The sequence below is a fragment of the Alteribacter aurantiacus DSM 18675 genome, assembly GCF_000429705.1.
Classification (GTDB): Bacteria; Bacillota; Bacilli; order Bacillales; family Salisediminibacteriaceae; genus Alteribacter; species Alteribacter aurantiacus.
The window spans coordinates 967,784-992,260 of the sequence record NZ_KE386941.1 but is presented as its reverse complement, the minus strand read 5'-3'; the positions used below and the strand labels follow the sequence as shown (position 1 = coordinate 992,260).

The 24,477-nt window shown below is 39.5% G+C and carries 23 protein-coding genes; 7 read left to right on the top strand and 16 right to left on the bottom strand.

Translation table 11 applies throughout. The features are described 5' to 3' along the window. Positions 1-33 precede the first annotated feature (33 nt). The gene (locus G476_RS21540) at positions 34-681 is read right to left on the bottom strand and encodes a S1C family serine protease (RefSeq protein ID WP_051314715.1); all 648 of its coding nucleotides are present in this window, start codon (positions 679-681) and stop codon (positions 34-36) included. Between the two features lie 299 nt (positions 682-980). On the opposite strand from G476_RS21540, the gene rnz reads away from it, so the two are divergent. Together rnz and G476_RS0108260 are read left to right on the top strand one after the other, a co-directional pair. After that, entirely contained in the window at positions 981-1,892 is a 912-nt protein-coding gene (gene rnz / locus G476_RS0108265) for a ribonuclease Z (protein WP_026689687.1), read from the top strand. Positions 1,893-1,963: 71 nt separating this feature from the next. Then, positions 1,964-3,895: an ATP-dependent DNA helicase gene (locus tag G476_RS0108260; RefSeq protein ID WP_026689686.1), complete on the top strand. Its 1,932-nt coding sequence runs from the start codon at positions 1,964-1,966 to the stop codon at positions 3,893-3,895. 174 nt (positions 3,896-4,069) lie between these two features. On the opposite strand, the gene G476_RS0108255 is transcribed toward G476_RS0108260, so the two are convergent. Next, entirely contained in the window at positions 4,070-4,711 is a 642-nt protein-coding gene (locus tag G476_RS0108255) for a DUF1349 domain-containing protein (RefSeq protein ID WP_245579645.1), read from the bottom strand. A gap of 196 nt (positions 4,712-4,907) precedes the next feature. Then, positions 4,908-5,858: a ribose-phosphate diphosphokinase gene (locus G476_RS0108250; RefSeq protein ID WP_026689684.1), complete on the bottom strand. Its 951-nt coding sequence runs from the start codon at positions 5,856-5,858 to the stop codon at positions 4,908-4,910. Positions 5,859-5,978: 120 nt separating this feature from the next. On the opposite strand from G476_RS0108250, the gene G476_RS0108245 reads away from it, so the two are divergent. Then, complete coding sequence (locus G476_RS0108245) at positions 5,979-6,668, top strand: hypothetical protein (protein ID WP_026689683.1); 690 nt, start codon at positions 5,979-5,981, stop codon at positions 6,666-6,668. On the opposite strand, the gene G476_RS0108240 is transcribed toward G476_RS0108245, so the two are convergent. The 7 genes from G476_RS0108240 to G476_RS0108205 all read right to left on the bottom strand — a co-directional run bounded on the left by G476_RS0108240 (position 6,661) and on the right by G476_RS0108205 (position 14,729). Further along, positions 6,661-7,146, bottom strand: coding sequence for a metallophosphoesterase family protein (locus tag G476_RS0108240; protein WP_026689682.1), 486 nt, complete (start codon positions 7,144-7,146; stop codon positions 6,661-6,663). The two genes, G476_RS0108245 and G476_RS0108240, sit on opposite strands and share 8 nt — an antisense overlap. A gap of 21 nt (positions 7,147-7,167) precedes the next feature. Beyond that, positions 7,168-7,740, bottom strand: coding sequence for a suppressor of fused domain protein (locus G476_RS0108235; protein WP_026689681.1), 573 nt, complete (start codon positions 7,738-7,740; stop codon positions 7,168-7,170). A gap of 33 nt (positions 7,741-7,773) precedes the next feature. Continuing rightward, positions 7,774-8,721, bottom strand: coding sequence for a TRM11 family SAM-dependent methyltransferase (locus G476_RS0108230; RefSeq protein WP_084405670.1), 948 nt, complete (start codon positions 8,719-8,721; stop codon positions 7,774-7,776). A gap of 190 nt (positions 8,722-8,911) precedes the next feature. After that, positions 8,912-10,273, bottom strand: coding sequence for a sodium-dependent transporter (locus G476_RS0108225; protein WP_026689679.1), 1,362 nt, complete (start codon positions 10,271-10,273; stop codon positions 8,912-8,914). Positions 10,274-10,651: 378 nt separating this feature from the next. Beyond that, positions 10,652-11,476 (bottom strand): adenosylmethionine decarboxylase, encoded by an 825-nt coding sequence (speD, locus tag G476_RS0108220; RefSeq protein ID WP_026689678.1) that lies wholly within the window; start codon positions 11,474-11,476, stop codon positions 10,652-10,654. 236 nt (positions 11,477-11,712) lie between these two features. Further along, positions 11,713-12,705 carry a hypothetical protein gene (locus tag G476_RS0108215; RefSeq protein WP_051314714.1) on the bottom strand — a complete coding sequence of 331 codons (993 nt, stop codon included), beginning with the start codon at positions 12,703-12,705 and terminating at the stop codon, positions 11,713-11,715. A gap of 488 nt (positions 12,706-13,193) precedes the next feature. After that, a complete protein-coding gene (locus tag G476_RS0108205; RefSeq protein ID WP_026689675.1) occupies positions 13,194-14,729 on the bottom strand; it encodes an alpha/beta fold hydrolase in 1,536 nt (511 codons plus the stop codon). A 276-nt stretch (positions 14,730-15,005) separates the two neighbouring features. Between G476_RS0108205 and G476_RS0108200 the strand changes: the two genes are divergently transcribed. After that, entirely contained in the window at positions 15,006-15,674 is a 669-nt protein-coding gene (locus tag G476_RS0108200; RefSeq protein WP_169720881.1) for a DUF975 family protein, read from the top strand. A 175-nt stretch (positions 15,675-15,849) separates the two neighbouring features. Here G476_RS0108200 and G476_RS23515 read toward each other — a convergent pair whose 3' ends face one another. The 5 genes from G476_RS23515 to G476_RS0108175 all read right to left on the bottom strand — a co-directional run bounded on the left by G476_RS23515 (position 15,850) and on the right by G476_RS0108175 (position 20,490). Further along, entirely contained in the window at positions 15,850-16,005 is a 156-nt protein-coding gene (locus G476_RS23515; RefSeq protein ID WP_156906535.1) for a hypothetical protein, read from the bottom strand. Positions 16,006-16,210: 205 nt separating this feature from the next. Then, positions 16,211-16,447 (bottom strand): hypothetical protein, encoded by a 237-nt coding sequence (locus tag G476_RS21535; RefSeq protein WP_035186286.1) that lies wholly within the window; start codon positions 16,445-16,447, stop codon positions 16,211-16,213. 129 nt (positions 16,448-16,576) lie between these two features. Beyond that, positions 16,577-17,479: a CAP domain-containing protein gene (locus G476_RS21530; RefSeq protein ID WP_051314712.1), complete on the bottom strand. Its 903-nt coding sequence runs from the start codon at positions 17,477-17,479 to the stop codon at positions 16,577-16,579. Between the two features lie 190 nt (positions 17,480-17,669). Further along, entirely contained in the window at positions 17,670-19,100 is a 1,431-nt protein-coding gene (locus tag G476_RS0108180; RefSeq protein ID WP_026689673.1) for an LVIVD repeat-containing protein, read from the bottom strand. 331 nt (positions 19,101-19,431) lie between these two features. Then, on the bottom strand, positions 19,432-20,490 hold the full coding sequence (locus G476_RS0108175) for a DUF3900 domain-containing protein (protein WP_026689672.1): 1,059 nt from the start codon (positions 20,488-20,490) through the stop codon (positions 19,432-19,434). A 107-nt stretch (positions 20,491-20,597) separates the two neighbouring features. Here G476_RS0108175 and G476_RS0108170 point away from each other — a divergent pair, with 107 nt between their 5' ends. From G476_RS0108170 to G476_RS0108160, 3 genes are all read left to right on the top strand, one after another. Continuing rightward, the gene (locus tag G476_RS0108170; RefSeq protein ID WP_026689671.1) at positions 20,598-20,900 is read left to right on the top strand and encodes a hypothetical protein; all 303 of its coding nucleotides are present in this window, start codon (positions 20,598-20,600) and stop codon (positions 20,898-20,900) included. 140 nt (positions 20,901-21,040) lie between these two features. Then, positions 21,041-22,327 (top strand): GntP family permease, encoded by a 1,287-nt coding sequence (locus G476_RS0108165; protein WP_026689670.1) that lies wholly within the window; start codon positions 21,041-21,043, stop codon positions 22,325-22,327. 31 nt (positions 22,328-22,358) lie between these two features. Continuing rightward, on the top strand, positions 22,359-23,135 hold the full coding sequence (locus G476_RS0108160) for a 3-hydroxybutyrate dehydrogenase (RefSeq protein ID WP_026689669.1): 777 nt from the start codon (positions 22,359-22,361) through the stop codon (positions 23,133-23,135). A gap of 59 nt (positions 23,136-23,194) precedes the next feature. Here the strand turns inward: G476_RS0108160 and G476_RS0108155 are convergent, their stop codons facing one another. Then, positions 23,195-24,433: a M20/M25/M40 family metallo-hydrolase gene (locus tag G476_RS0108155; RefSeq protein ID WP_026689668.1), complete on the bottom strand. Its 1,239-nt coding sequence runs from the start codon at positions 24,431-24,433 to the stop codon at positions 23,195-23,197. Between the last annotated feature and the right edge of the window lie 44 nt (positions 24,434-24,477).

Genomic DNA, 24,477 nt, shown 5'->3' with positions numbered 1-24,477 from the left:
CGTCCAGAAGAATCGGATTTTGGACGGCTTTGTTTAATTTACATATGTATCAATAAATGTGTCCGTTGGTACAATCAAGCCTACACGTTTTGAGTCTCCATTATGATCGATTCTTGTAGTCGCATAGACCACGCCAACGACTTCCCCACTTTTATTTATTGCAGGACTGCCACTGTTGCCTCGATAAATAGGTGCATCGAGCATCAAGATTCCATCATTCCTTTCACCCAAAAGGTGACCAACATTTGCGATGAAGTTAAAAAATAGCGGGTTTCCTATCACATACACGTCCTCACCTTTTTCCCATTCAGAAGTAAAAGGCAGCACAGCCCTCTCGGATCCTAAATTAATGCTCAAAACAGCAATATCCATTTCTGTGTCACGATCAACAACCTCCGCTTGGTACCTTCCACCGTCTTCAAAAGATACGGAAACATACCTCTCATTTCTAACAACGTGTTCATTTGTCATAATATACCCTTCATCGGAGAAAAGAAATCCGGTGCCTTTACTGTCTCCACCTCTGACAACAACGACAGACTCAGTATATTTCTGGATCTCTGCATTTTGGGACAATTCCCTCGATGTTTGGACGAATTCGATTGCAGGGATGTTAATGAGACGCGGTACAAAAGCGAGAACGTTTCCGAGCAATGCCAAAACAAGCACGGAAGCGATCACGATTCTCCATCCACTTCCCTTTTTAGTGTCTTTTATGGTTTTGTCTTCATCCTCATCATCGGGATTGAAAAATTCCTCACGAGTATAATATCGTTTTCCATCAAAGAAAGGTCTTTCAATTTCATTTTCGTTATCTGGATGGTTTTTGTTATCATCGTTCTCTTTAATGACCTTTCCCTCCCTGAAATTACGCCTTTTTCACCATCATAGCACTACGTAAGGCTTGTTGAAAGGTTCGGAGCTCTCACCTTGAATTCATTGGAACAATTACCTCATAATAAAAATAGAGGTGATTTTGTATGAAAGTAACATTTTTAGGTACAGGGGCAGGCGTTCCTTCAAAAGAAAGAAACGTCACTGCCATTGCCCTGCATTTAATGAACGAAAAAAATGATACATGGCTTTTTGATTGCGGTGAAGGAACCCAACATCAAATGTTACATACATCGGTAAAAGCAAGTAAAATTAATAAAATTTTTATTACACATATTCACGGGGATCATATCTATGGTCTTCCTGGATTACTATCAAGTCGGTCCTATCAAGGAGCCACTTCAAAGGTAACGATCTATGGCCCTTCAGGACTAAAGGAATACATAAATGCTTCTCTACAGATAAGCCAAACGCATCTCTTATACCCTTTAGAGATCGTTGAAATGAACGAGGAAGGTCTTCTCTTTAAGGATGAAACGGCATCAGTAAATGTAGCAAAGCTTGATCACGGCGTCCCTTCTTTTGGGTTTCGCATTCAAAAACACGACCAGCCTGGTTCGTTATTAATGGAAAAAGTAAAGGAAGCCAACATCCCGTTAGGCCCTCACCTTAAGGAATTTAAACATAAAAAAGAAGTAACGTTACCAGATGGAAGAACATTTGAAACCAGTCCATTCATAGGCCCACTTAAGGAAGGAAAGTCCGTTTGCATCTTAGGTGATACAAGATACTCAACGAAAGGATTAAGGTTAGCTGAAAAAGTTGACCTTCTTGTACACGAAGCAACATTTTCAAAATCCGAAGAAAGACACGCACAGCTGTATTACCATAGTACAACAGAACAAGCAGCCACTCTTGCATTAAAAGCTCGAGTGAATCACCTTATCCTTACTCACATCAGTCCAAGATACCAAGACCCGCTCATGTTGGAAAAGGAAGGGAGAGAAATATTTCCCAACACATGTATTGCGAATGATCTCGTTACATTTACCGTTTAGCCATATTCAAAGCGATGAGTTTCTGATATCATGTAGTGTTGGTAAAACTTCGTATATAAGGAATGAAATAAATGAAAAAAACAGCAGCCCTCCCTTTTCAACAAACAAAAAGCGGCCATTTTTTCGATGAGTTAGGAAACTTCGTAGGAGACGTTTTTTACGATATCCTACCTGAACAAGGATATGAGCTTAGAGATGAACAGATCTTTATGGCTTTTCAATTAGAACAAGCATTTAAAAATAAAAGTATTGTTTTCGCTGAGGCAGGAGTCGGCACTGGGAAAACACTTGTTTATTTGATTTATACCATTTGCTATGCAAGGTATATGAGAAAACCAGCTATTATTTCTTGTGCAGATGAAACATTAATTGAACAATTGGTTAAGCCAGGTGGAGACATTGATAAGTTGACAAAGGCATTAGGCCTCACCATTGACGTGCGCCTTGCAAAAGCACGGGAACAGTATGTTTGTGTAAAAAAATTAAGTGATTTAGTTAATAAAACTGACGATGACGATATTCACCGTGTGTACGATCAAGTCCCTGGATTTGTTCATCAACAAGGCGTTTCCATGACTTCATTTACACCATTTGGAGACCGAAAAGAATATCCATGGGTAGCTGATGAAAAGTGGGAATCCATTGCGTGGGATCCACTTCAGCAATGTTCCACTTGCGAATTTTTCCATCGATGTGGGCAAACTTTAAACCGCCAACACTATCGAGATGCTGGCGACTTGGTGATTTGCTCTCATGACTTTTACATGGAACACGTATGGACAAAGGAATCAAGAACGCGTGAAGGACAATTACCGTTACTCCCTGAAGCGAGTTGTGTTGTCTTTGATGAAGGTCATCTATTAGAGTATGCGGCTCAAAAAGGTCTCACGTACCGTTTCAACGCAAATACACTAATAAACGTATTAACAGGATATATGAATCAGGATGTCCGAGAAGAGTCTCTTGTATTGATTGAAGATATCCTTGCTTTACATGATGAATGGTTTGATATTCTTAGGGACTCTGCTAAAATGCAAGTGGCATCAAACCGAAAAGAAGTCCCGCGCTCTAAAGAAATGCTTCACATTGTGTCCATTCTGAAAGAGAAAGTTGAAAACCTTCTCGATCAACTTGTTTTTGACTCTGAGTTGTATGTACTTGAAGAATACCATTTGAAGATGATTGAAGAATACTTGGAATTTTATGATTATGGACTCAACGTATTCCTTAAAGAAGATAAAGGAATCTACTGGATCGAAGAAACAAATGAAGCTTTTTCTTTAGTCATTATGCCACGACTGGTTGAAGATGTTTTAAAAAGTGAAGTGTTTTCACAAAACATTCCATTTGTATTCTCTTCTGCAACCCTATCAAAAGAAGGAGACTTCTCATTCTTCTCTAAAAACTTAGGTATTGATCAATACAACGGGTTTACAGTCGATTCTCCGTTTGACTACAATGAAAAAATGCAAGCGTATGGTTATGTATTAAATTCAGAAATTGATAAGTGGAATCAAATTGTCAAACAAGCAGAGCAACACGGCGGCGGTTCTCTGGTACTATTCTCATCCTCTGATGAGATGAACCGCTTCAAATCAGCCCTTCGTTCACATGATACAAAGAAGGTTTACTTATTTGAAGGTGATCAAGAAATCAGTGAAATTGTTAAGACATTCCAAGGTAACGAGAACCATGTTCTTTGTGCCTATCATTTGTGGGAAGGGTTGGATATACCGGGTGTCGCATTAAGCCAGGTCATGATCGCATCCCTGCCGTTTCCTCCAATTGATCCTGTCTTTAAAGCAAAACGTCAACACACTCAACACCCTCATGAAGATGTTGATATCCCATACATGACCTTAAGATTAAGACAAGGTGTGGGAAGACTAATACGTTCATCGGATGACAAAGGTGTAATCAGATTATTTTTAACTGATCACCAGAAGAAAGCTTACAGTGAAAATGTTCAATCAGCTATACCAGTACCGATCGAGTATGATTGATATAAAAAAACATATTAGATAAAGGGTTCCATAAATAGGTTTAAAGTAAGCAAAACACAAACGAAAAGGACTTAGAGGTTTTCTCTAAGTCCTTTAACCTTTACTTCTTTCACTACTTTTCCTTTCTTACATCAACCTCACCTGAGAAGCATTCGTGAAGAATCACAAGAAGTTTTATAAATAAGCTTCCCGGGGATCGTCGGAAAGTTCTTCTATTTCCAAAAAATCAAACCTTACTTCTTGATCTTTTCCTTGTGGACTACAAGCATATAACCCCACTTTAACAGGAGAATTCTCTGGGATATCCAAGTGTGCAATACGTATTTGGTACCATTGTACCCCGTCAAATGAAAAGTCAACATAACCATTTTGACCAATTCTTGATATTCTATAAAAGAGATCTTCATTCTCATACTCTACATGTTGTGTTGACCAATCGGAATAACCATGATTTGTTACAACCGCACCCAATTTACTTAATCCATTTGGCATGTATTCCAATGATGTTTTTATCCAAGTGTCTTCTGAGAATCTCAACATTAAACCCGCTTGGTCATACTTTGATTTTGGTTTTGTCTTCACTTTTGTAGTTAATCTGAAATTTTTATTTGTTTCTTTATAAAGAAAATGACCATTATCTGCTTCGAAACCATAATGTGTTTTCTTCCAATAATCGGTGTTCTCATCTGTATGCATGACAAGCTCAGAGGAATTTTTTTCAATAAACCATTCCTTAGGTTCACAGAACCACTTTAAATCATCACTAAGTCTGTTATCCTCGAAATGTTCGTTAAGTATAATAGCTGTTGTTTTCAAAAAATCACCTCTACTTTAATTATAAATTAATGTAGCCTTGCTTTACTGTATAAGGCTTTGCTTCAGCCCATCAATTGCCGACGAACCAGTAGAAATGCTGCGCTTCTCCTCTGCAAACCATTAGTGGGTTGCATGGATTGAACGAAAACGGTTGGCACCTCGCAAGTCGCCATGTTATTAAGAATGCACTTGATTTTTATTCAAAAAGTGTACTCACCGATTCGTCGTTTTGAACTTTTGTAATGGCCTCTGCCAAAATAGGTGCCAATGAAAGTACTTTTAGCCGGTTAGTCTTCTTTTCTTCCGGAAGGAATATGGAATTGGTCGTTACCACTTCCACGATATCCGACTCATTGATTCTGTCTATAGCAGGTTCGGAAAGAACAGGGTGAGTACAGCAAGCGTAAACTTCCTTAGCTCCTCGTGCAAGTAACTCACTTGATGCTGCTCTAATTGTTCTCGCTGTGTCAATCATATCATCAATAATAATGGCGGTCTTACCTGCTACTTCTCCCATAATATCCATATGACCTCTGCCTGGCATACTACGATTGCGATCAATTAAAGCAATTGGACAATCCAATGCATCCCCTAATTTTCTTGCCCTAATAACTCCTCCATTCTCTGGAGCTACAATGACTGGATTCTCCAAGTTTTTCTCGATAAAATACGATGACAGAATTGGAAAAGCAAGAAGTTGATCGACGGGAATATTAAAAAATCCTTGTACTTGCGGTGCGTGCAAATCAACAGTAATGATGCGATCAGCACCAGCTTTTTCAAGGAGATTAGCAATCAATTTTGCTGTAATCGGTTCTCTTGATCTGGCTTTTCGATCCTGACGTGAGTACCCGAAATAAGGGATGACACAATTGATCGTTCGTGCTGAAGCTCGTTTCATTGCGTCGATCATGATCAACAGTTCCATTAAATACTCATTTCCTGGTTGAGAAGTAGATTGAACGAGATATACATCACACCCACGAATACTCTCTTCTATATTCATCTGTATTTCCCCATCACTAAATCGTTTGATCGTACTTTTGCCTTTTTCAATGTTTAGCTCTTTAACAATTTCATCAACCAATGGATCGTTAGAATTTAAGCTGAATACTCGCATGTCTTGATTCTCTTTATTCACTGTCATCATGCCACCTCATAAATGTTATTTTCCCAAAAAAGTATGGTAATTGATTCTTCGCTAGTGTACAATACAGAACATAAGTTCCCCAAAAAAATCCCCTATCATTGAAAGTGAGGCGCGCTAATGATATTTCAATTCACCTCTTTTGAAGAAAGAAAACCTCTTACAGAAGTTGAAAGAGAAGAACTTTTGTATGTAATGGATTTGTTTCATGAATACGCCACAACACATTATAAGTCATATATGATGAAGCATTGGGAAGTATTAAAGAACAAATATCCGATTTTTAAAGAAATGCCCGATCAGGCATTTCCCCAACTGACTACATGGATGATCTATTGCGTCCCTGCTGCCAGAAAAAATAAAACGATTTTTCAAGCCTTCCTCGAACGAAGAATTCCTACCATCCAAAGTAGTCTAACTCCCTACACCCTTTTTATGATTAATGAATGGCAATATTGCTCGCCTGGATTTTTTTATCTCGGTGCAAACGATTCGAAATCGAACCGCATTTATGATGTAGACGATATTTTCGATGTGGAGACGAAGACCGTCGTTGTATACAAAGAGAGGTTCACACCTCCTCAAGAAGGCTCAATCGTAACAGGAATGATGCTCCCTTTCGGTGATGGATTGTATACGACAACGGCTGACTTTTTACACGGCCTCCAATCAATGTGTAAGCCAGCAGCCATTGATTTAATATCGTTCTCAAATTATTATCTGTCATACAGCTACGAACAACTCTTCAAAGAGAAATACCCCAATCTATTAGCTATATTCCTCAAGCATATGAAAAACACGATTAATTAAAGAACACATGTGTCAATGAAATGTGTTCTTCTATATGCATCACCCCAAAAGAGTAATAAGGAAGTTTTCGTTTATCTGTAACAGAGCCAGGATTAAAAAGCAGTGTTTTATTATGGTATCTTGTATATGGAATATGGGAGTGTCCAAAGATAATGAGGTCCAAGTCAGGTTCAAACGATTCAAGCGCCCTTTTTTCTGTTGTTTTTTTTGTGCCGTGACCGTGAACCAACCCGATCTTAAACCCCTTGATAGAAATACGTTCCTTATGTTTAAAGCGTTTAAGAATCTCTTTGTCGTCAGTGTTTCCCGCTACCCCATCAACTGGTGCAAATTGCTTGAGTTGATCATATACACAAATTGAATTCCAGTCTCCAGTATGAATAATACGATCGGCAGTCTCCAATTCAACTTTAAGTCTCATCGGTAAATGAGTGGCTCGTTTTGGCATGTGTGTGTCTCCGACAATGATTACCTTCATTTTAGGTATCCCATTTCTAATCTACCTACCTATCAAACAAGGTCTATTTATGTCAATAAGGTCTGGTTCTGACTCTTCTAATAAATCTTCAAAATGTCCCCACCCTTTTTCTTCAATAAATGTAGCTTCGTCGACCGTAATGGGAACAAGCCATCGTAACTGAATGCAAACTTTCTCATTAATTTCATAAACTTCAAACTGCGAGGGGTAGTAAACAGGTAGTGTAACATAAAAAGCTTCCATATGAGATTCGTTAAACATAGGTCCATAAGGGCCTATCACATCCCCTCTTCTGAAAGGTACCTTGTTTCTCATTGCCATTGCTCCAACATTTTGCATGATGAAAGGTATAGCTTCGTCTTGAAATTGGTCATATGTAGCAAACACAAGCTCTTGGCGGACATGTTCCTTTTCACCTGCATCCCCTAACAATTCATTACTCAAGCCGAGGGTACAATATGTCGTCGTGTCAGGTAGTGGCCCATCACTAAATTTAACAATTTGAAATGGAAGTTGTTTACCTGTGGGGTCTTTTATCCACCCTCGTTCAATCGGTCCAATATGAGACTCTAAAAAATCGATAAACTTACTCATGCCGCCCTCCTTAGTCAAACAGTTAAGTAAATATTAGTATTTTGACGAACAAACCATCACTTCTCTTTTAAATCGGCCGTTCTTTCTAAAAACACAGCGATCATTGATAATAAGCCCAGCCTGTGAAATAGCTTCATCAATCGGTTCAATTGTTACAATAACAACCCGATGAGCAAACCTCCGGGCGCTCTTTAACATTTCCAACTGATCTTTAGGATCTAAAACAGAACATAGATTGTAAGGCATATCAATAATAGCAACATCATACTCTTCAGTTACATCTTTAATATCTTGTAATGACACTTTACAATCGTATCCAAAATGCGCGAGATTCTTTCTTGAGCCATACATGACTTTCGGGTTTACATCACTACCAGTAATTGAAACGCCCATTGAACACGCTTCAATTAAGACGGTTCCTATCCCACAGCATGGATCAATCACTTTTATTCCTTCAGTTTTGGGCACCGCAATATTAACTATGCTTCTAGCAATATGGGTACTTAGTGCCGTTGAATATTCGTGAGGTTTGTTTTGGTGTTGAGCCGAGTTTAGTTTACTGTAAACGAGTTTACCAAAATACCAAACCCCTTTATCATAATACAACCCATAATGATCGTGTGGGTTTGACAAATTAGCTTTACCTTTTATATTCAAGCCGACTTTTCGTTCAAGTACTTTTGCTTCTTGAAACGACACTCCTTTTTCATCGCGATTCTTAACATAAGAGAGTTTGAAGGTTTTTCCTGTTTCACCTAAACATGCAACCTTATTAATAATGCCTTCGATTGTCTTATCTTCAAACCATACCTCAATACGTTCACTCATAAACGGACTTCGGTTTGGATCTACTTCTATTGGTGTTTTTATGTTGTGCGAGTTTGTGTCAAATCCAAAGAACGCCCGCATTTCCATTTTGCAGAGCGGTTGTTCCTCTTCCGTATATCTAAAAAGATAGAGGTATGTTTTTTGATCGTTCATGATGGTCATCCTTTTACTTTATGCTATACATAACCATACATGGAATGGTCCGTTTAGGCAAATGAAAAAAGGTTAATCTAACGGACTTACCACGTTAACCTCAACATACATAATCTATCTAAAAAGCCCGGTAAGAGTGTTTTCTCCTACCGGGCTAATGATACGTATTTAAATTGAAGAGGTTGTGTTATTAAAGAATCCCGATCGACGCCAAGAATACGAGTAAAATGGCGACCGGTGCGACGAATTTCAAGAGGAAAAGCCAAATTGCACCTAGAGTTGAAGAGCCGAAATTGGATGCTTCCAAAACTTCTGCTTTCTTCCAACCCCAACCGGCGAACAATGCGATCATCAATCCGCCAAGTGGTAGGAAGATGTTGGAAGCAATAAAATCTAAGCTGTCCAAGATATCTCTGCCACCAATGATGGAAATATCCGATAGAAGTCCTTGACCTAGAGAAGAAGGAACCCCTAGTAAGAAAATTAAACCACCAATGATTAACGCCGTCTTCTTACGCGTCCATCCAAACTTACGGATGAAGTATGCTACAGCTACTTCAAGAAGCGAAATAGCAGAAGATAATGCAGCCGCTGCGAGTAAGAAGAAGAAGGCTAAACCGACGATAACCCCACCAGGCATACTTTCAAAGATGTTTGGAAGTGTAAAGAATACAAGTCCTACACCATCACTTGGCTCACCACCAAAGGCAAATACTGCTGGGAAAATCATAATACCTGCAATGACGGCAAAAAGAGTATCCATCGTTGCGATTCCAGCCGTAGCACCTGGTAATTGTTCTTTTTTAGAAAGGTAACTACCGTACGTAATCAAAGCACCCATCCCTAAGCTTAAAGAGAAAAACGCTTGACCTAATGCGGCTAGGTAAATACCAGGTTCAGCTAAAACACTCCAGTCAGGAGAGAATAGGAAAGCAAGACCTTCACTGGCGCCACCTAGTGTAAGACTGTATCCAGCCAAAATAATTAATAGAATCGCAAGAGTTGGCATTAAAATAACATTTGCCTTCTCAATACCTTTCTTAACCCCAACAAAAACAATACCCACAGTTAGTGCCATGAAAATGAATTGCCAGAGAAGTGGTTGTAGTGGACTAGTGATGAAATTAACAAAGTAATCAACATATCCTTCTCCAGGCTCAGACCATAATCCCCCTGTTAAATAACCTGTGAAATACTTCATTGTCCAACCAGCAATAACACCGTAAAAAGACAAAATGATAAAAGCAGAAGCTACACCCAAGAAACCGGCAACGACCCAAGGCTTTTTAGGTGCAAGTGTTTCAAATGACCCAACAGCATCACTCTGCGCACGACGCCCAATCGAAAACTCTGCTAGCATGATTGGAATACCGATCAGCAAGATCATAGCAATGTAGATTAGTAAGAACGCTGCTCCCCCATTTTCCCCAGCCACATAAGAGAAACGCCAGATGTTCCCTAATCCAACAGCCGATCCCATAGCAGCAAGCATAAACCCTATCTTTGTAGCCCACTGCTCACGACCGTTTTGACCCAAATCTCTTTGACTCATGACAATTTTCCTCCCCCAAAATAAAAAGTTATAATATGAAGTTGTATTATAATAATATACGACACTATACTAGAAAATTCATCTATTATTTCAAAAATTAATAACTTTCAGACTACTTTATATTAAAAGGTCTTAGTTCTAATTACCCATATATTAAAATTATTTATAGAACTAAGGTACAAGTGTCTTGTTTAAAAAGGAATCATTTCACGTCTTTAAATGAAAGCTACTTAAGCTTTATCTATAGGATATAACAACCTAAAGCACGTAGACGATGTCGATAGGTGTGAATAAAGTACACGCTAAATGATCTAAGGAAATGAATAGATCGTACACTATACAAAAAAACCTTTGCCCTTCGGCAAAGGTTTTCCTCAATTATTCATCCATAGAACCTCTTGTAATGTTTCTTCCGTAATATATTTCGTCCATTTCGAGTTGCAGTTTATCCGTAATTTCATTTTGTTCGGACTTCGATAATTTATCCTTGTTGTAACCAAACAGATAGTTATTCAAATCAAATTGTTTTAAGCGGCACTTGGTGTGGAAAATATTTTCTTGATAAATGTTTACATCAATCATGTCATAGGCTTCTTTTACTTCATCGGGAATGTAATTCTGGATTGAACTTATATCATGATCAATAAATAGCTTATGACCTGTAATATCCCTTGTAAAGCCTCTTACACGATAATCCATTGTCATAATGTCGGTATCAAAGGAATGAATCATGTAATTAAGTGCTTTTAAAGGCGAGATCTCACCACATGTGGAAACATCAATGTCTGCTCTAAATGTACTAATTCCTTCATCAGGATGATATTCAGGATAAGTATGAACAGTAATATGGCTCTTATCCAAGTGAAATACAGCAGATTCAGGCAATGGCCCCGGTGATTCTTGGAAAGCCACGTTTGGCGCTTCCTCTACAGGCCCTTCTGCCACAAGAATGGTTACACTCGCTCCTTGAGGTTCATAATCTTGCTTGGCGATGTTTAAAACATGAGCACCAATAATATCAGAGACATCTGTAAGAATTTTTGTAAGTCTATCCGCATTGTATTGCTCGTCGATGTAATTAATATAAGCTTGACGCTCTTCTTTTGTTTTTGTGTAGCATATATCATACATGTTAAAGCTCATGGACTTCGTAAGGTTATTGAAATCGTGCAGTTGAATTCGTTGTTCGGGTGTTAGTTTCAAAATGATTTCTCCTTTACTACACTTCTTGTGTTTATGTAAACATTCATTTCCTATCATAGCAGGATTTTTATGAAAACAAAACATTTCGTTGGTCATACTCGTTTGAGTAGGATGAAAAATGAGAATAACTTAAAAAAGTGATACACATGTTAGGAAAAATAATTCCCTAAAAACAAGAAAACCTTTCGCGCAATGACGAAAGGTTGCTGTTTATTACACTTTACTATTGTTCATTTTTATAAAAAGTCTATTTCCAACTTATTTTTTACGTGTTCAATTTGATTTAGGATCGTGACTTGGGGGCTGCCTGCAAATAAAAGTCCGATAGCACGATTTTCGTGATCCGTAACAAGGGAACCGCTGTCTCCACCTTCGGACATATTTGTCGTTAGGATTTGGTCATGAAACCTCGCTACACGGTTGCTACCGAAATTCACATCGATGGTTGCATCAACTGAAATAATTTCTCCTGTTGTATAACCCGTCGTTCTCCCTGTTTTTTTTATTTGCATGCCAACTTCCACTTCTTCTTTTGGTAGCCACCCTTTAACGTACCCACTCCAGTAAACTTCACGATCGAGTTCTTGGAGCGACCCCTCGGCAATAGCCGCATCAACAAGATTGTCTTGTTCCTCCAAGGGTATTTCTGGTGTGAAGTCGATGGGAATGAAGTTACTTAAAGAAGCCACTTGGTCATCAGGCTGCACACCACCGTCTACGGTCCCAGGTTGCAAGATGGGATCCCCGACACTCGCTTCGTTACTTTTTGCAAGCACATGGTTGTTTGAGAGGATAAAATACTTTCTTGATTGGTTGTTCTCCTGCTTATAGACGATGGCCCCAGCAGTTCCGGCAGTAATTCCCGGATGTCCAACACTCCATCCTCCTTTAACAGGTCGGATTTTAGACGAGAGTTCATTAGATGGTAATGCACGAAACAAATCACTTTGCTTCGTTTCAATCTGTACTTTAGGCATTCCAATTTCAATTACATCCGTTTCTACACCATCAACCGTACTAGGAACGACATCTTCTTGTTTAAGCGACTCCAAAGACTCTTTTTTAGTTACATAGGTAATTAATGCTGGTGTCTTTGTCTGCTGGCCATTTTTTACCTTGAGTCCAATACCTAAACCTACAACATTATGCTTCTTAAGTATATCGTTTTCGTTTTTCTTGTTCTTCACATTACGGACATGTTCTCGTTCTTCTTTAGATAGATGTGGCATGGTATTCCCCTCCCTCAATGAGATAAGCGGGCCTTTCACTATACCCATTCGCCAAATCTATTTAAAATCCTGCGAATCCAGTTATCTTAAAAAATAATAATAAACAACTGTCCATATCAGCGCAGGTACAAATGCAACGACGTATAGAACAGACAACAAGATCATCCGCTTTCTCATGGATTTCTTGTTGCTGTAAGTTTTATCTACGGGATTAATCCCAATTACAATCGTGCTTATTAATGCAACAATGCATGTTAGGCCACCTATTATTATAATTGGTAAATACTGACTGACCATAAGATTCCTCCAAAGTTGTGTTTTCTGTTATAAGTCTACTAGAGGTGATCTATTAATACCAGTCCAAGTAACCATAGTTTTTCATACTAAAATCCACAAATAAGCTACTAATGCCTTGAACCATTTAATCGATGTGAAGAAAGTTTGATTAAAGCACCCCTCAAGAGATTTGAGAGGTGCTTTGGCCAAAATTAATATGATTTACCCGAATGGTCAATGTAGACTGAGTCGATGATGGTCCGTTCAAACCGTTGTCCATTTGGTGTGGTGCCTTCAATGGATATTGTTGTATTATAAGAGCCTTCCCCTAAAAACGGCAGAGGTACTTTTCCGTTATTATGATGACGATGCTCTAAGGACTGTTTCTGTCTCCTTGAATGTTTCGTCCCTTGTTTATTTAACGCGGGTGAATATTCTACAAAGGACGAAACGTTGAATGGTTGGGCTCCATAAGGCAAAGCCCCAGTAAACGCAGGTGATATTTCCCATCCGTTATGTCCCTGTCCCTTTTTAACGTCCAGTTGTTTGTTTAATGGTGAATCAAAAGATGCAAGTAGAAGATATCCACTCTTTCCTTTTGAATTGGCCGAAAAGGACCACTCACCGGATAATGGCTTGTCAATCGTAATGGTGTGATGCCACGCACCTTCGAAGTATCCTTCCCCTTCTGACACTGTTACGGAACCTTTCACAACTTGGTTATTAGGATCTTCTAGAGTTACAGACATTAGTTTTTCAGAACTGATCCAATCCAATGTTACCTCTCGAACATCTTCTTCTATTGGAATAATCTCTACCTTCTCTCCTTCATGCTCACCACCTCGAATTAGAACATCGACGTCATCCCGTTCTTCAACTGTTGCTTTTCCTTCTTTAGATATTAGGGGACTTGATAGTATCGATTCAAATAAAGGAAATGAACGCTGTCCTTGTAATACTTCGCCGTGATTCCAATGACGAATGCCAAGATTATGACCATAGGGAAGTTGTGCACTGGCAACGGATACAACCCCATCACTCGGTCCTGGAATAAATAACCCTCCGGTAAAATATGAACTGAACAATGGGCCAGCACGGTCTCCAGCTATCGTGTAATACGTATTTTCAAATGCTTCCCATCGACTATCTGTAATTGACCTAAAATGATTCATGGTCCCTGTCTGCAAGCTTTCAGTTCCTTCGCTTCGTGCACCAATGAGGGCTGCTAACCAGCCTGCCCATTTACTGTGTGCAAGATCTGCTAATTCACTTCCATAGTGAGGGGAACCAATCGTCACAACATCACGAACCAAATGGTGCTTTCCGTAATGAATCAACGCTGCTTGTGCATCGACACCGCCTTTGCTATACCCAATAATTACGATGTCTTTTCCTCCGTAGTAAGAGGATATTTGTTCAATTTGGTTTGCAAGCATCGCCCCGTTATCCCAATAGCTTCTCGGTTCGCCACCTGAATCATACAACTCAACAAATGCGGTTTCGTAGCCTCCCACAACCGCTCTTGCATACATGTCATTCCCTTCATACCACGCTGTAGAATCGTTTGTAAGGCCTTGTACAAAAAGCAAAACGGGCTTATCCGGATCTGGTGTTGCAGGAAGTTCTCCTATCATAATCGTTCCGGGTTCACCAAGCGTTCCAATCGTTTCGTGAAAATGAGCCGCTCCAACACTGTAAACAGACATGAGTAACATCACCGCCAATGCAAATACTACTTTCTTTTTCATTTGTTCCCTCCCTGTAAAGGTTTTTAATACGTGTTCTTCACATGGATTTATTTCACCTTCGAGAGGGAAATCCTTTTAAATTCCAAAATACGGTACATAATGCCTTTGTTTAGATCGTTCCATCAACGATTATAGTTAACAATGACTAGGATAATTGTATGAATTTTCTGATTTATTATTTACACAATAATTCACAAAAAGAGTGTAGAATGTTTTTATTTTTTCAACTATTATTTTTAATGTATAGATATTGAGAATATAATGAAAGGATGGGAAATGTTGAAAATCAAACAATTAAAGAAACAGGCTCTTTCTAGTTTGTCAGGTAGTTGGGGGAAATCCATTGGTATTCTATTTTTATTCTTTATTATAGGAGGATTTGTTCCTACATTTGTTGAACTTGCACTCACCGGTGATGTTTCCCAGTGGCTTGCTCAAGAAACAGCGCCACTTTGGGTCGAAACGATTGTACTTCTTGTTCAGATTGCATTACTCCCTTTATACTTTGGTGGGTTTGTTTACTTCTTAACACTCATAAGGCAAGAAGATGCCTCGTTTGAACTTGCATTTACAGGATTTTCTAAACCGTTTTATTTTAAAGTGTTAGGTACTGGGTTATTAACAACTTTATTTACTGCCCTGTGGACGCTCCTTCTTATAATTCCTGGTATTATAAAAGCAATTGCCTACTCTCAGTCATATTATATTATAAGAGATCATCCTGATATCAAACCTCTTGAAGCTATTACTCGTAGTAGAGAGATGATGGACGGCTATAAGTGGAAATACTTTTTAATGTTACTTAGTTTTGTTGGCTGGTTTTTTGTATCCGTATTTACGCTTGGAATTGGATTTATATGGCTATTCCCTTATATGTACGCTACAGTTGCAGCCTTTTATGTAGAGCTTAGTTCAAATATAGATAAAAATGCGGAAGCTGTATAATAATAATTCAAAGTATGATTGTAGTTATAATCAACCTCGAAGAAACCTATGTTTAAATCGTGGGTTTCTTTATGCTAAAGTATTACCCACAATTAACACAATAAGAAAAGACTGCCGAAAAGAGACTTTTTCGACAGTCTGAAAGCCTTAGAAATATGATGGTCCTCTATCTTCACTAAAATATAAATGAAAGCGCGATAAGAATGACGGACAAGTGAAATAGGACTTCAAGCCAATTTTTAGTGCCGCCGTTAAATAAATTAACGAGTTTAAGCAAGCTTCTAACCCCAACAACGACCCATGCAATAGTAATAACGATTGAAGGTATCACCAGGTTCCCCCTCCTTTTCTTCAGCTGTGAAACCTACGGTGCACTATAAATGGAAGAATGATGGCTTAACCACTACCAACTTATGTACGACTTCTGAACACTATGCACGGGGACAAACTTAAATTACTTTTTTATTTTTGTTGAGGGCCCTCAAAAAGACATAAGAAAACCGGAGCTATCAAGCGTGATAGTTCCGGTATTTTTCTTATTTGAATTCTGTATGATGTAAAACCGTTCTGGCTTTGCTGCCGTCGGATTGTTTTTTATCTAGCTCAACTGCAATGGAATTTGTGTAGGCTGCAATAACTTCAGCTTTGCTTCCTTTAAATTCACCTTTAATGACATCTACAGTTTCCCCTACTTCTACCTTAATCAAACTTTCCTTTTCCTTGCTTGCTTCTTTGTTTGTTTCTTTTTCTTTATTAGTATTTTGGTCTGCCATAATGTGTAACCTCCTTAACGAAATCAGTACCTGTAACTACATTACCCGCTTTTATGAAAAAGCTACCTTCATTACTATAACAAAAACATGTGCGTTTGTAAGTGCACATGCTTTTGTTGGAATTTTTATTTAATTGTTGATAAACATCTGGGTCCAGTGATTTCCTTGTGATACATATCCGACGCCAATTTGATTGTAGTTATTGCTCAATATGTTTTCACGGTGACCAGGGCTTGCCATCCACTGTTGAACCACTTGCTCTGGTGTTGGTTGTCCTTGTGCAATATTTTCACCTGCTGCATTATACTCAATACCAAAATCCCGCATCATATCAAAAGGTGAACCATACGTTGGGCTTGTATGAGAAAAATAGTTGTTTTCATTCATGTCTCTGGATTTTTCACGGGCAACCATGCAAAGATCAATATTTGTCTCAAGGGTGCTTAACCCGTTATTTTGTCTTTCTGCATTGGTTAATTCAATCACTTGTCTTTCGAAGTCCTTAAGGTCACCATCCATGTCTACGTCTGATGTATCCTGTTCAGCTTCTTCCTGGGGCTGTTCAGGTGCCGGTTGCTCTTGTGGTGCTTCAGGCTGCCTAGCTTGCTCTTGTTCCGGATCGGAGACGGGTGGGTTTTGCGGTTGTTGCGGACCATCCACATCAGGTGTTCCTCTTTCAAATTCCGGAGCATTTGGGAGTTCAATGTTTAACTCGTCTCTTACGATATCGTAAAGGTCATCTGGATGTAATTGATCTGGATCGACATCCGTTAAGAATTTTGCGTCTTGGATTTGAATCGCCTTTGTATGAGGAAAGCTTTGGCTGTCTACAGTTGTTTTGTCACTTGAAATTTCAAACGTTTGGTTAGGATTGGGTTGGTACAAATCATTATAGTAGCCGGTTAACCTTCCTTCACGGTAGCCTCGGGCACCTTCATCCATATCATCTCCCATGTCCCCCCCACCACCACAAGCAGTAAAGACGACCATCAAGAGGCCTGCAATTAACGTCAATATTAATTTTTTGTTCACTTTTTAATCCTCCTTTAGAATATCATCATCACCTATATTCTTTATTTAGGAGGAAAATATATTGGTGGTAATTTTTTGACGGGAAGGGTAGTAAGAGGAAATGGAGGAAACAAAAAAGGTTAACTCACTTATCGTACCTTTGTGAGTTAACCCTTCTAATAACTATTTAAGAACCAAAGCAGAATTTACATTACTCAAAATTTCGACGGTCGTTTCCGTTGGAAGAGTTTGATTGGTTACCATTGTTCCTTTGCAATACTTTTAACCCTTGTCCCATGTCGGAAGCGAGAACATAATTTCTATCTACAAACACACCCCAAACATTCCCTTGATCTGGCGTATAGCGGCCAATTTCTTCAGGGTTTGCTGGATCTGTAATATCAACGGCTAACACACCACCCGAATAGTATGAAAGGTAAAGAGTATTTCCATGTACTTTAGGATCGTGGACCGTATTGGCAAAAGTCGAACCTATAAAATCAAAAGTTAACTCTGTCGTAAATTCACTAAGTAAAACCGGATTGGACTTATCTTTGATATCGAAGATACGAGTGTATCCGTATGCATCTTCGTACCCTTCACCATGAGGATTTGCCACTTCTCTCGTTTCGATTAACACATTTCCACCGCGTGCTAATGCAGCAGAGTGGGCAGCTCCCTTTTGATCATCGGCATATTCAGTGCGACCAAGATAAACCGGTTCTTCAGGGTTTCGAATATCAAAAATGACTGTCCCTAAGTCCCACATTGATACATATGCATAGTGACCACGGTTGTCCGTAATAACACTATGGTTGAAAACAGGTCGCGTTTTTCCGTCGGGAGAGTCCCAATGGTATCCGTTAAAGTCCTCAGCCACTTCATCAAGTTGACGTGGATCAAAGCCCCATAGCTTTTCAGGATTTGCAGGATCGCTTACATCAATAATTTGAAAATCTTCTTCCTCACCTCCGGTGTAATAGTCGGCATATGGATTGGAAAGCAAAGCAATCGCACGGTTCCCTTGCGTTGTTAAATACAATTCATGTGTACCTGTAATAGAACGATCCAGCTCATAGAAACCTAAGCGTTCCGGATTTTCAGGATTACTTACATCATATAACAGCATACCACCTCTGCTATCAGGGCGGTTCGCATTATTTCTTGATGTCTGCTGTAAACTTACTACTGCCAAATCTCCTTTAAATTGAGGTGTGTTTACGGTCTTAACAATGACTTTTTCTTGCCAGGTGTGAGGAATATCGTGGGCAAATTGAGCAATTTCAACCGGGTTCGACGGATCTTTCAAATCAAACACCCTCACCCCACCATTAGCCCCATTGGCTGTATGAGTTCCTAGATATGCATATCCTTTATGAGCGTAAACGTCGGCAGTGTTATTTTGAACACCATCCACTTCTGCTAATTGAACAGCCGCTGCCTCGTGAAGGTGTTTGACATTTTTTTCACCTTCTTCTACAGGACTTCCTAACTGTTCAATGGCATCGTGATCAAATACTATACCCTCCCCTTTATTTCCTCCTTCAAATGCATCGTGAGCTAAAGCGGTAGGTGTTAAGATTGTAAACACTAACGCTCCTGCTACGACCGATTTTAAGACCACTTGGTTTTTCTTTTTCATATTCTTCTCCCCTTACTTTTCAGAATGTTTTAACAACTATTAGTATATCGCCTTAGTTGGAACAGAAAAGCTATACGTTTCATCATCATTCGACATAATTCTTCAAGAACTGTATCATCTTAATCAGTTTCATTCTTCTTTTCTGTCGAAATGACATTTCTTAATATGAACAGATGCCAATATTACTTCAAAAATAATTACTTCGATCTACTAAATAGTTTTTTCATTAACTGATCATGTATTTTAGTCTTTATATTCAATCTGAGATGGGTATTTTTTCCTCTCAAATTGAAAAAAGGCATGCCAAAAGTTTTATTGGCACACCATCTATTTATCCTCGACCTATTCTTTTTAGGACATTATCCAAAGTGTCCGGTTGTAGAAATTCTACCGGTGAAGCTCCTTTTTCAAATGAGAAAGACTCTCCTTCAATAATGATAACGTATTTTCCATTCACTTTTGCAATGTGGATCGTATCACCAAAATCAGATAACAATCCTTTTACATCTATATGATCAAGCTTTAACTTCATCTCGATCTCAGGTTGCCTATCCAATATTGGAGCCGAAGCTTCAATCACCTGATCTTCTGTCCACTTTTCTTGAAGTTGCCTGCTCTCAGTATTTGACCATGCCTCTAAACTTTGTTCTTCTTCCAGCCACTCTTCACTTTCAGGCTCATATGTCTCAGCTAGGTGTTGTTTAGCCGCTTCAATCATTTGACCTTTTACGATTTCAGGCATGGACTGGCTGTACTCTACATATTTCAAGAAATCTTCAAAATATCTAGCATGTGAAGATTGATGAATTTTCAACTCCCACTCTTCCGTCATTCCCTCTTCCGGCATGTATGGATACTGTATTGACTTCATATTTTTCGTCGTAATCGCCATCTCCACATGGCGAATTAATGTTTGTTCATCTGTAATGGTAGCGACTTTCGGCTCAAAGTCACATTTAAGTACAAACACGAATTTATCGTCCATATACTTTGTCAATTTCGCGCGAATCACAAGAAGGGCTCCACCACGAATAGCGCTTGTATTCGTGTACGCTCTTACTAATTGGTCACTGTTTGTTTTAAATTCTTCAGACGCTGTTGCCGTTCGGATGCGGTTAAACAAATTATAGTTCGGATTGGAGTCCAGTTCATGACCTGGTTCCACAACGAATTGACCAATTTTCGTAGGAACTTGTTCACTTTTTGGGTTTTTTTCCACTTTCCTCTTGGCAATTTTCATAAGTTCTCCATCCAAGAAGTCTTTTAACGGGCTTGTGAAATACTGTTCACTGTTTAATGTTTGAAAATGCTTATATGTTTTCTCTGCCTGCTCACCTTGCCCACTTACTTGGACAACGTAAAAGGAGGCAAAATCAATCGTAAAATCCATAGTTTTGTTCCCCCAGCCTTCAATTTACATTCGTCCATTATATCATGGAACTAACAGATCTTGTCCGATATAATGGGAGATAGGCGCAATGTAAAGGAGCATAATTCATGAACAAAAAAGAAATGGAAGAACAAATTATCCAAAACTATCAAAAAGATGAGAACATGATGATACTAGTGTTTGCCCAATGGTGTGTAAACAATGATCTAGACCCTGTTGACCTCTATACCAAAGCCTATCCAAATCAAAGTAAAAATACCGCTCTCTTGCAAGGCATTGATTTGACTGTTCCAAAAGAAGAGTCCGGCCACATCGATAATCAAACTGTGTTAGGTGTTTTATCTTTGTTTGGAAACGATGACTTAGCGTTTGTGGTTAGTGAAGAAATTCAAAAACAACAAAAAAAATAACAAGAGAGAAGCTGTCTTTAGCACAGCTTCTTTTTTATTGCTTATTAAGAAGGAGGTTGTTTTCCCTTATCTTGCAAAATCGGTATATCATTTCACTCTTTGTTCACACTATTTGCAAACAATGAAAAAGGTGATGGCAGATGACGAGTATTATTATCGGATTATTACTTCTCATAACGTTAGCCTATTTAGGATGGTCCATTATATGGATTGCTCCGTTAATTAGTGGACTGGTAGCTCTAATGAGCGGAATGGATGTTTTGCCTACCTATCGAGATACGTATATGACAGGCTTTGTAGACTTTGCCCAAGAGTGGTTTCCTGTATTTTTACTTGGTGCAATATTTGGGAAGTTAATGGAAGACACAGGGGCAGCTCAATCTGTCGCATTCTCCATAACAAGGGTAATCGGGAAAACACGGGCCATATTGGGCGTACTCATTGCTGCAGCTGTTTTAACCTATGGTGGAGTAAGTTTATTCGTAGTTGTTTTCGCCATCTACCCATTGGCAGTCGCTCTATTTAAAGAAGCTAATATTTCTCGTAAACTTTTGCCAGGTACATTTGCTCTCGGTGCATTTACATTCACAATGACAGCCATACCTGGTACACCACAGATTCAAAACCTAATTCCAATGGTCTACTACAATACCACCCCTATGGCTGCACCATTTATGGGGATTGTTGCCGCGCTAATCATGGCTGTAGGAGGCTATTTTTACTTAAAATGGAGAGAAAATCGATTAACTAAAAAAGATGAAAGATTCACCGAACCTGATGAGGAGCATGCTGTAGAAGGTGTGGATGAGGATGACCTCCCTAACGTTTGGTTATCCATTCTTCCTTTAGTGCTTGTCGTAATTACGTTGAATGTCTTTGATTGGCCCATTATCCCAGCATTGATTGCAGGAAGCTTGTTACTGATGGCTTTTAATATTAAGCGATATAAAGAGTTTAGCTCTTCCATTAACGATGGTGCTGCTGGTTCGGTAATGGCAGTAATAAATACTAGTGCGGCTGTAGGGTTCGGTGCTGTCGTAACCGCTACACCAGGGTTTGATGATATGAGTGCTATGCTACTCAACATACCTGGTCACCCTCTTATTTCGCAAGGGGTGTCTATTCAAGTTCTTGCCGCCATAACGGGTTCAGCAGGCGGAGGATTGGGAATAGGTCTAGAAGCGATGGGGGAACAATACTATCAGATTGCACAAGACCAAGGAATTAACCCTGAAGCCTTTCACCGGGTTGCGGCTGTAGCTTCTGGTGCAAGTATTTTGCCACATAATGGTGCCTTGCTTACGTTATTTGCAGTAACGGGTCTTGGTCACAAAGACTCTTACGGCGATATTGCTGCAGTTGGGCTCATCATTCCTACATTAGCAGTTGCAGCAATCATTGTTATGGCAGCGATTGGAATCATTTAACCGAGGACTAAATAAAAGGAGGATGGACTTAATGGTAGAGGATAAAGTGGTCTTTATTACTGGTTCTGCAGGAGGGATCGGACTTGAAATAGGGGTACGATTCGCAGAACAAAAAGCAAAGGTAGTTTTATCAGATATTAAAGAAGACGAATTAAACAAAGCGGTAAAAAGTCTTGCGGATAAAGGATTTACAGTGGACGGTGTCACTTGTAATGTAACAGATGAAGAAGACATTACACGTGCAATGAACGAAGTGATTGAAAGGCATGGGAGAATTGATGTACTGATTAATAATGCCGGTGTTCAACACGTAGCCAATATTGAAGAGTTCCCTACTGAAAAATATGAACTTCTCTTAAAAATCATGTTAGTCGGCCCATTCATAGCCACCAAAATTGCTTTCCCTCATATGAAAAAGCAAGGGTTTGGTCGCATCTTAAACATGGCATCTATTAACGGCGTCATTGGATTTGCCGGTAAAGCTGGTTATAACAGTGCAAAACACGGTGTGATCGGGCTAACAAAGGTAGCGGCTCTTGAAGGGGCAGAACATGGCATTACCGTAAATGCGATCTGCCCCGGTTATGTGGATACACCACTCGTTCGAAATCAACTCGAAGACTTGGCCAAAAGTCGTGGAATTGAACTTGAAAAAGTGCTAGAAGACGTCATTTATCCATTAGTTCCCCAAAACCGTTTACTTCAAGTTGAAGAAATTGCTGATCTCGCCATCTTTCTATCAAGCGACAGTGCGAAAGGCATCACTGGCCAACCTGTTATTATGGACGGCGGATACACGGCACAATAAGGAAAAAGTCCGTTCACAAAAAACCGAACCCCTGAAACGCAACCGGGGTTCGGTTTCTTTTATGTTCTTTTCTCTAATAACGGTTCACTGACTTTATCAACACCTGATAGAGCTAGAACCGTTAACAAAATCTGCCTTGGACCTAAGAAATCATCGGTCGGGTCAAAAAATTCATTTACTGTATGAGCCCCGCCGAAACCTCCCCCTCCACCTAGCGTAAGAGACGGTACCCCTAGGCTTATGGGAACATTTGAATCCGTACTTATTGGAGCGCTAAATAGTGGTTCAAGGCCAATCTGCTTTACGCACTCTCCAGCCACTTGCACGATAAGGTCGGACTCTTCTTGAGAGCCTGCTGGTCTGTCACCAACCAACTCTTTAGAAACACTTATTGTTCCATCCCCACCTCTGTTGCTTTCGATCCGGGCAGCCTTGTCAATCACCGCCATGACGTCCTTTTCTAAAGAAGTCAACACTGTTTGATCGGTAGACCTTAAATCGATAATCATGGAAGCCTGTTCTGCAATCGTATTCACGGTTGTTCCACCTTTTATTTCACCAACATTATACGTGGTTTTTGGTTCAGAGGGGACAATGATATCCGCTATTTCAGAGACCGCACGGCCCAGGGCGTGAATGGCGCTCGGTGTACCAAAATCTCCGAAGCTATGGCCCCCGGGTCCCGTAAACGTTACGCGATGACGGCGACTTCCTGTTCCGGAGAAGATAATCCTCTGAGGAGAACCTGGTTCAATAGAGATAAAGCCATCAATGTCATCTCTATCTTTAAACAGTCCCTTCACCCCGTATAAATCTCCAAGCCCTTCTTCTCCAACGGTTGCTCCAATCATGACATCCCCAATTGTAGAGATTTCCAATTGATCCATGATACGAGCGAGGGTGAGGACGACCGCAAGCCCCCTCCCATCGTCTGCAATCCCCGGCGCAAATATTTTACCATCCTTTTTAATTGCCTTTACCGATGTTCCTGCAGGAAAAACAGTATCCAAATGAGCGCAAACCACAAGACGAGGACTATTGGTTTTTGACCCTTTCCTAACACCGAAAACATTCCCGTGATTGTCAGTAGATATATCTTGAACCCCGGCCTCTTTCAGCATATTGGCGAAATACTCTCCCCGTTTCGCTTCTTCAAATGTAGGTGCCTCGATTTCAGTAATGGCAATTTGTTCTCGTAAAGTTAATTCTCTTATTTCTTTTAGTTCATTAAGTGCACGCTTTACTTTGTCATGATTTGAAATAGTACTGATTGCTTTTTTAATTCTAACTCTATCCATCCAGTCAAACCTCCATTATGTATCTGTATCTACACGCTTAAAGT

Coding starts and splice junctions, on each gene's coding strand:
- rnz (WP_026689687.1), top strand. CDS start 981: ATGAAAGTAACATTTTTAGGTACAGGGGCAGGCGTTCCTTCAAAAGAA.
- G476_RS0108260 (WP_026689686.1), top strand. CDS start 1,964: ATGAAAAAAACAGCAGCCCTCCCTTTTCAACAAACAAAAAGCGGCCAT.
- G476_RS0108250 (WP_026689684.1), bottom strand. CDS start 5,858: ATGACAGTGAATAAAGAGAATCAAGACATGCGAGTATTCAGCTTAAAT.
- G476_RS0108245 (WP_026689683.1), top strand. CDS start 5,979: ATGATATTTCAATTCACCTCTTTTGAAGAAAGAAAACCTCTTACAGAA.
- G476_RS0108240 (WP_026689682.1), bottom strand. CDS start 7,146: ATGAAGGTAATCATTGTCGGAGACACACACATGCCAAAACGAGCCACT.
- G476_RS0108235 (WP_026689681.1), bottom strand. CDS start 7,740: ATGAGTAAGTTTATCGATTTTTTAGAGTCTCATATTGGACCGATTGAA.
- G476_RS0108230 (WP_084405670.1), bottom strand. CDS start 8,721: ATGAACGATCAAAAAACATACCTCTATCTTTTTAGATATACGGAAGAG.
- G476_RS0108225 (WP_026689679.1), bottom strand. CDS start 10,273: ATGAGTCAAAGAGATTTGGGTCAAAACGGTCGTGAGCAGTGGGCTACA.
- G476_RS0108215 (WP_051314714.1), bottom strand. CDS start 12,705: ATGCCACATCTATCTAAAGAAGAACGAGAACATGTCCGTAATGTGAAG.
- G476_RS0108205 (WP_026689675.1), bottom strand. CDS start 14,729: ATGAAAAAGAAAGTAGTATTTGCATTGGCGGTGATGTTACTCATGTCT.
- G476_RS0108200 (WP_169720881.1), top strand. CDS start 15,006: ATGTTGAAAATCAAACAATTAAAGAAACAGGCTCTTTCTAGTTTGTCA.
- G476_RS21535 (WP_035186286.1), bottom strand. CDS start 16,447: ATGGCAGACCAAAATACTAATAAAGAAAAAGAAACAAACAAAGAAGCA.
- G476_RS0108180 (WP_026689673.1), bottom strand. CDS start 19,100: ATGAAAAAGAAAAACCAAGTGGTCTTAAAATCGGTCGTAGCAGGAGCG.
- G476_RS0108175 (WP_026689672.1), bottom strand. CDS start 20,490: ATGGATTTTACGATTGATTTTGCCTCCTTTTACGTTGTCCAAGTAAGT.
- G476_RS0108170 (WP_026689671.1), top strand. CDS start 20,598: ATGAACAAAAAAGAAATGGAAGAACAAATTATCCAAAACTATCAAAAA.
- G476_RS0108165 (WP_026689670.1), top strand. CDS start 21,041: ATGACGAGTATTATTATCGGATTATTACTTCTCATAACGTTAGCCTAT.
- G476_RS0108160 (WP_026689669.1), top strand. CDS start 22,359: ATGGTAGAGGATAAAGTGGTCTTTATTACTGGTTCTGCAGGAGGGATC.
- G476_RS0108155 (WP_026689668.1), bottom strand. CDS start 24,433: ATGGATAGAGTTAGAATTAAAAAAGCAATCAGTACTATTTCAAATCAT.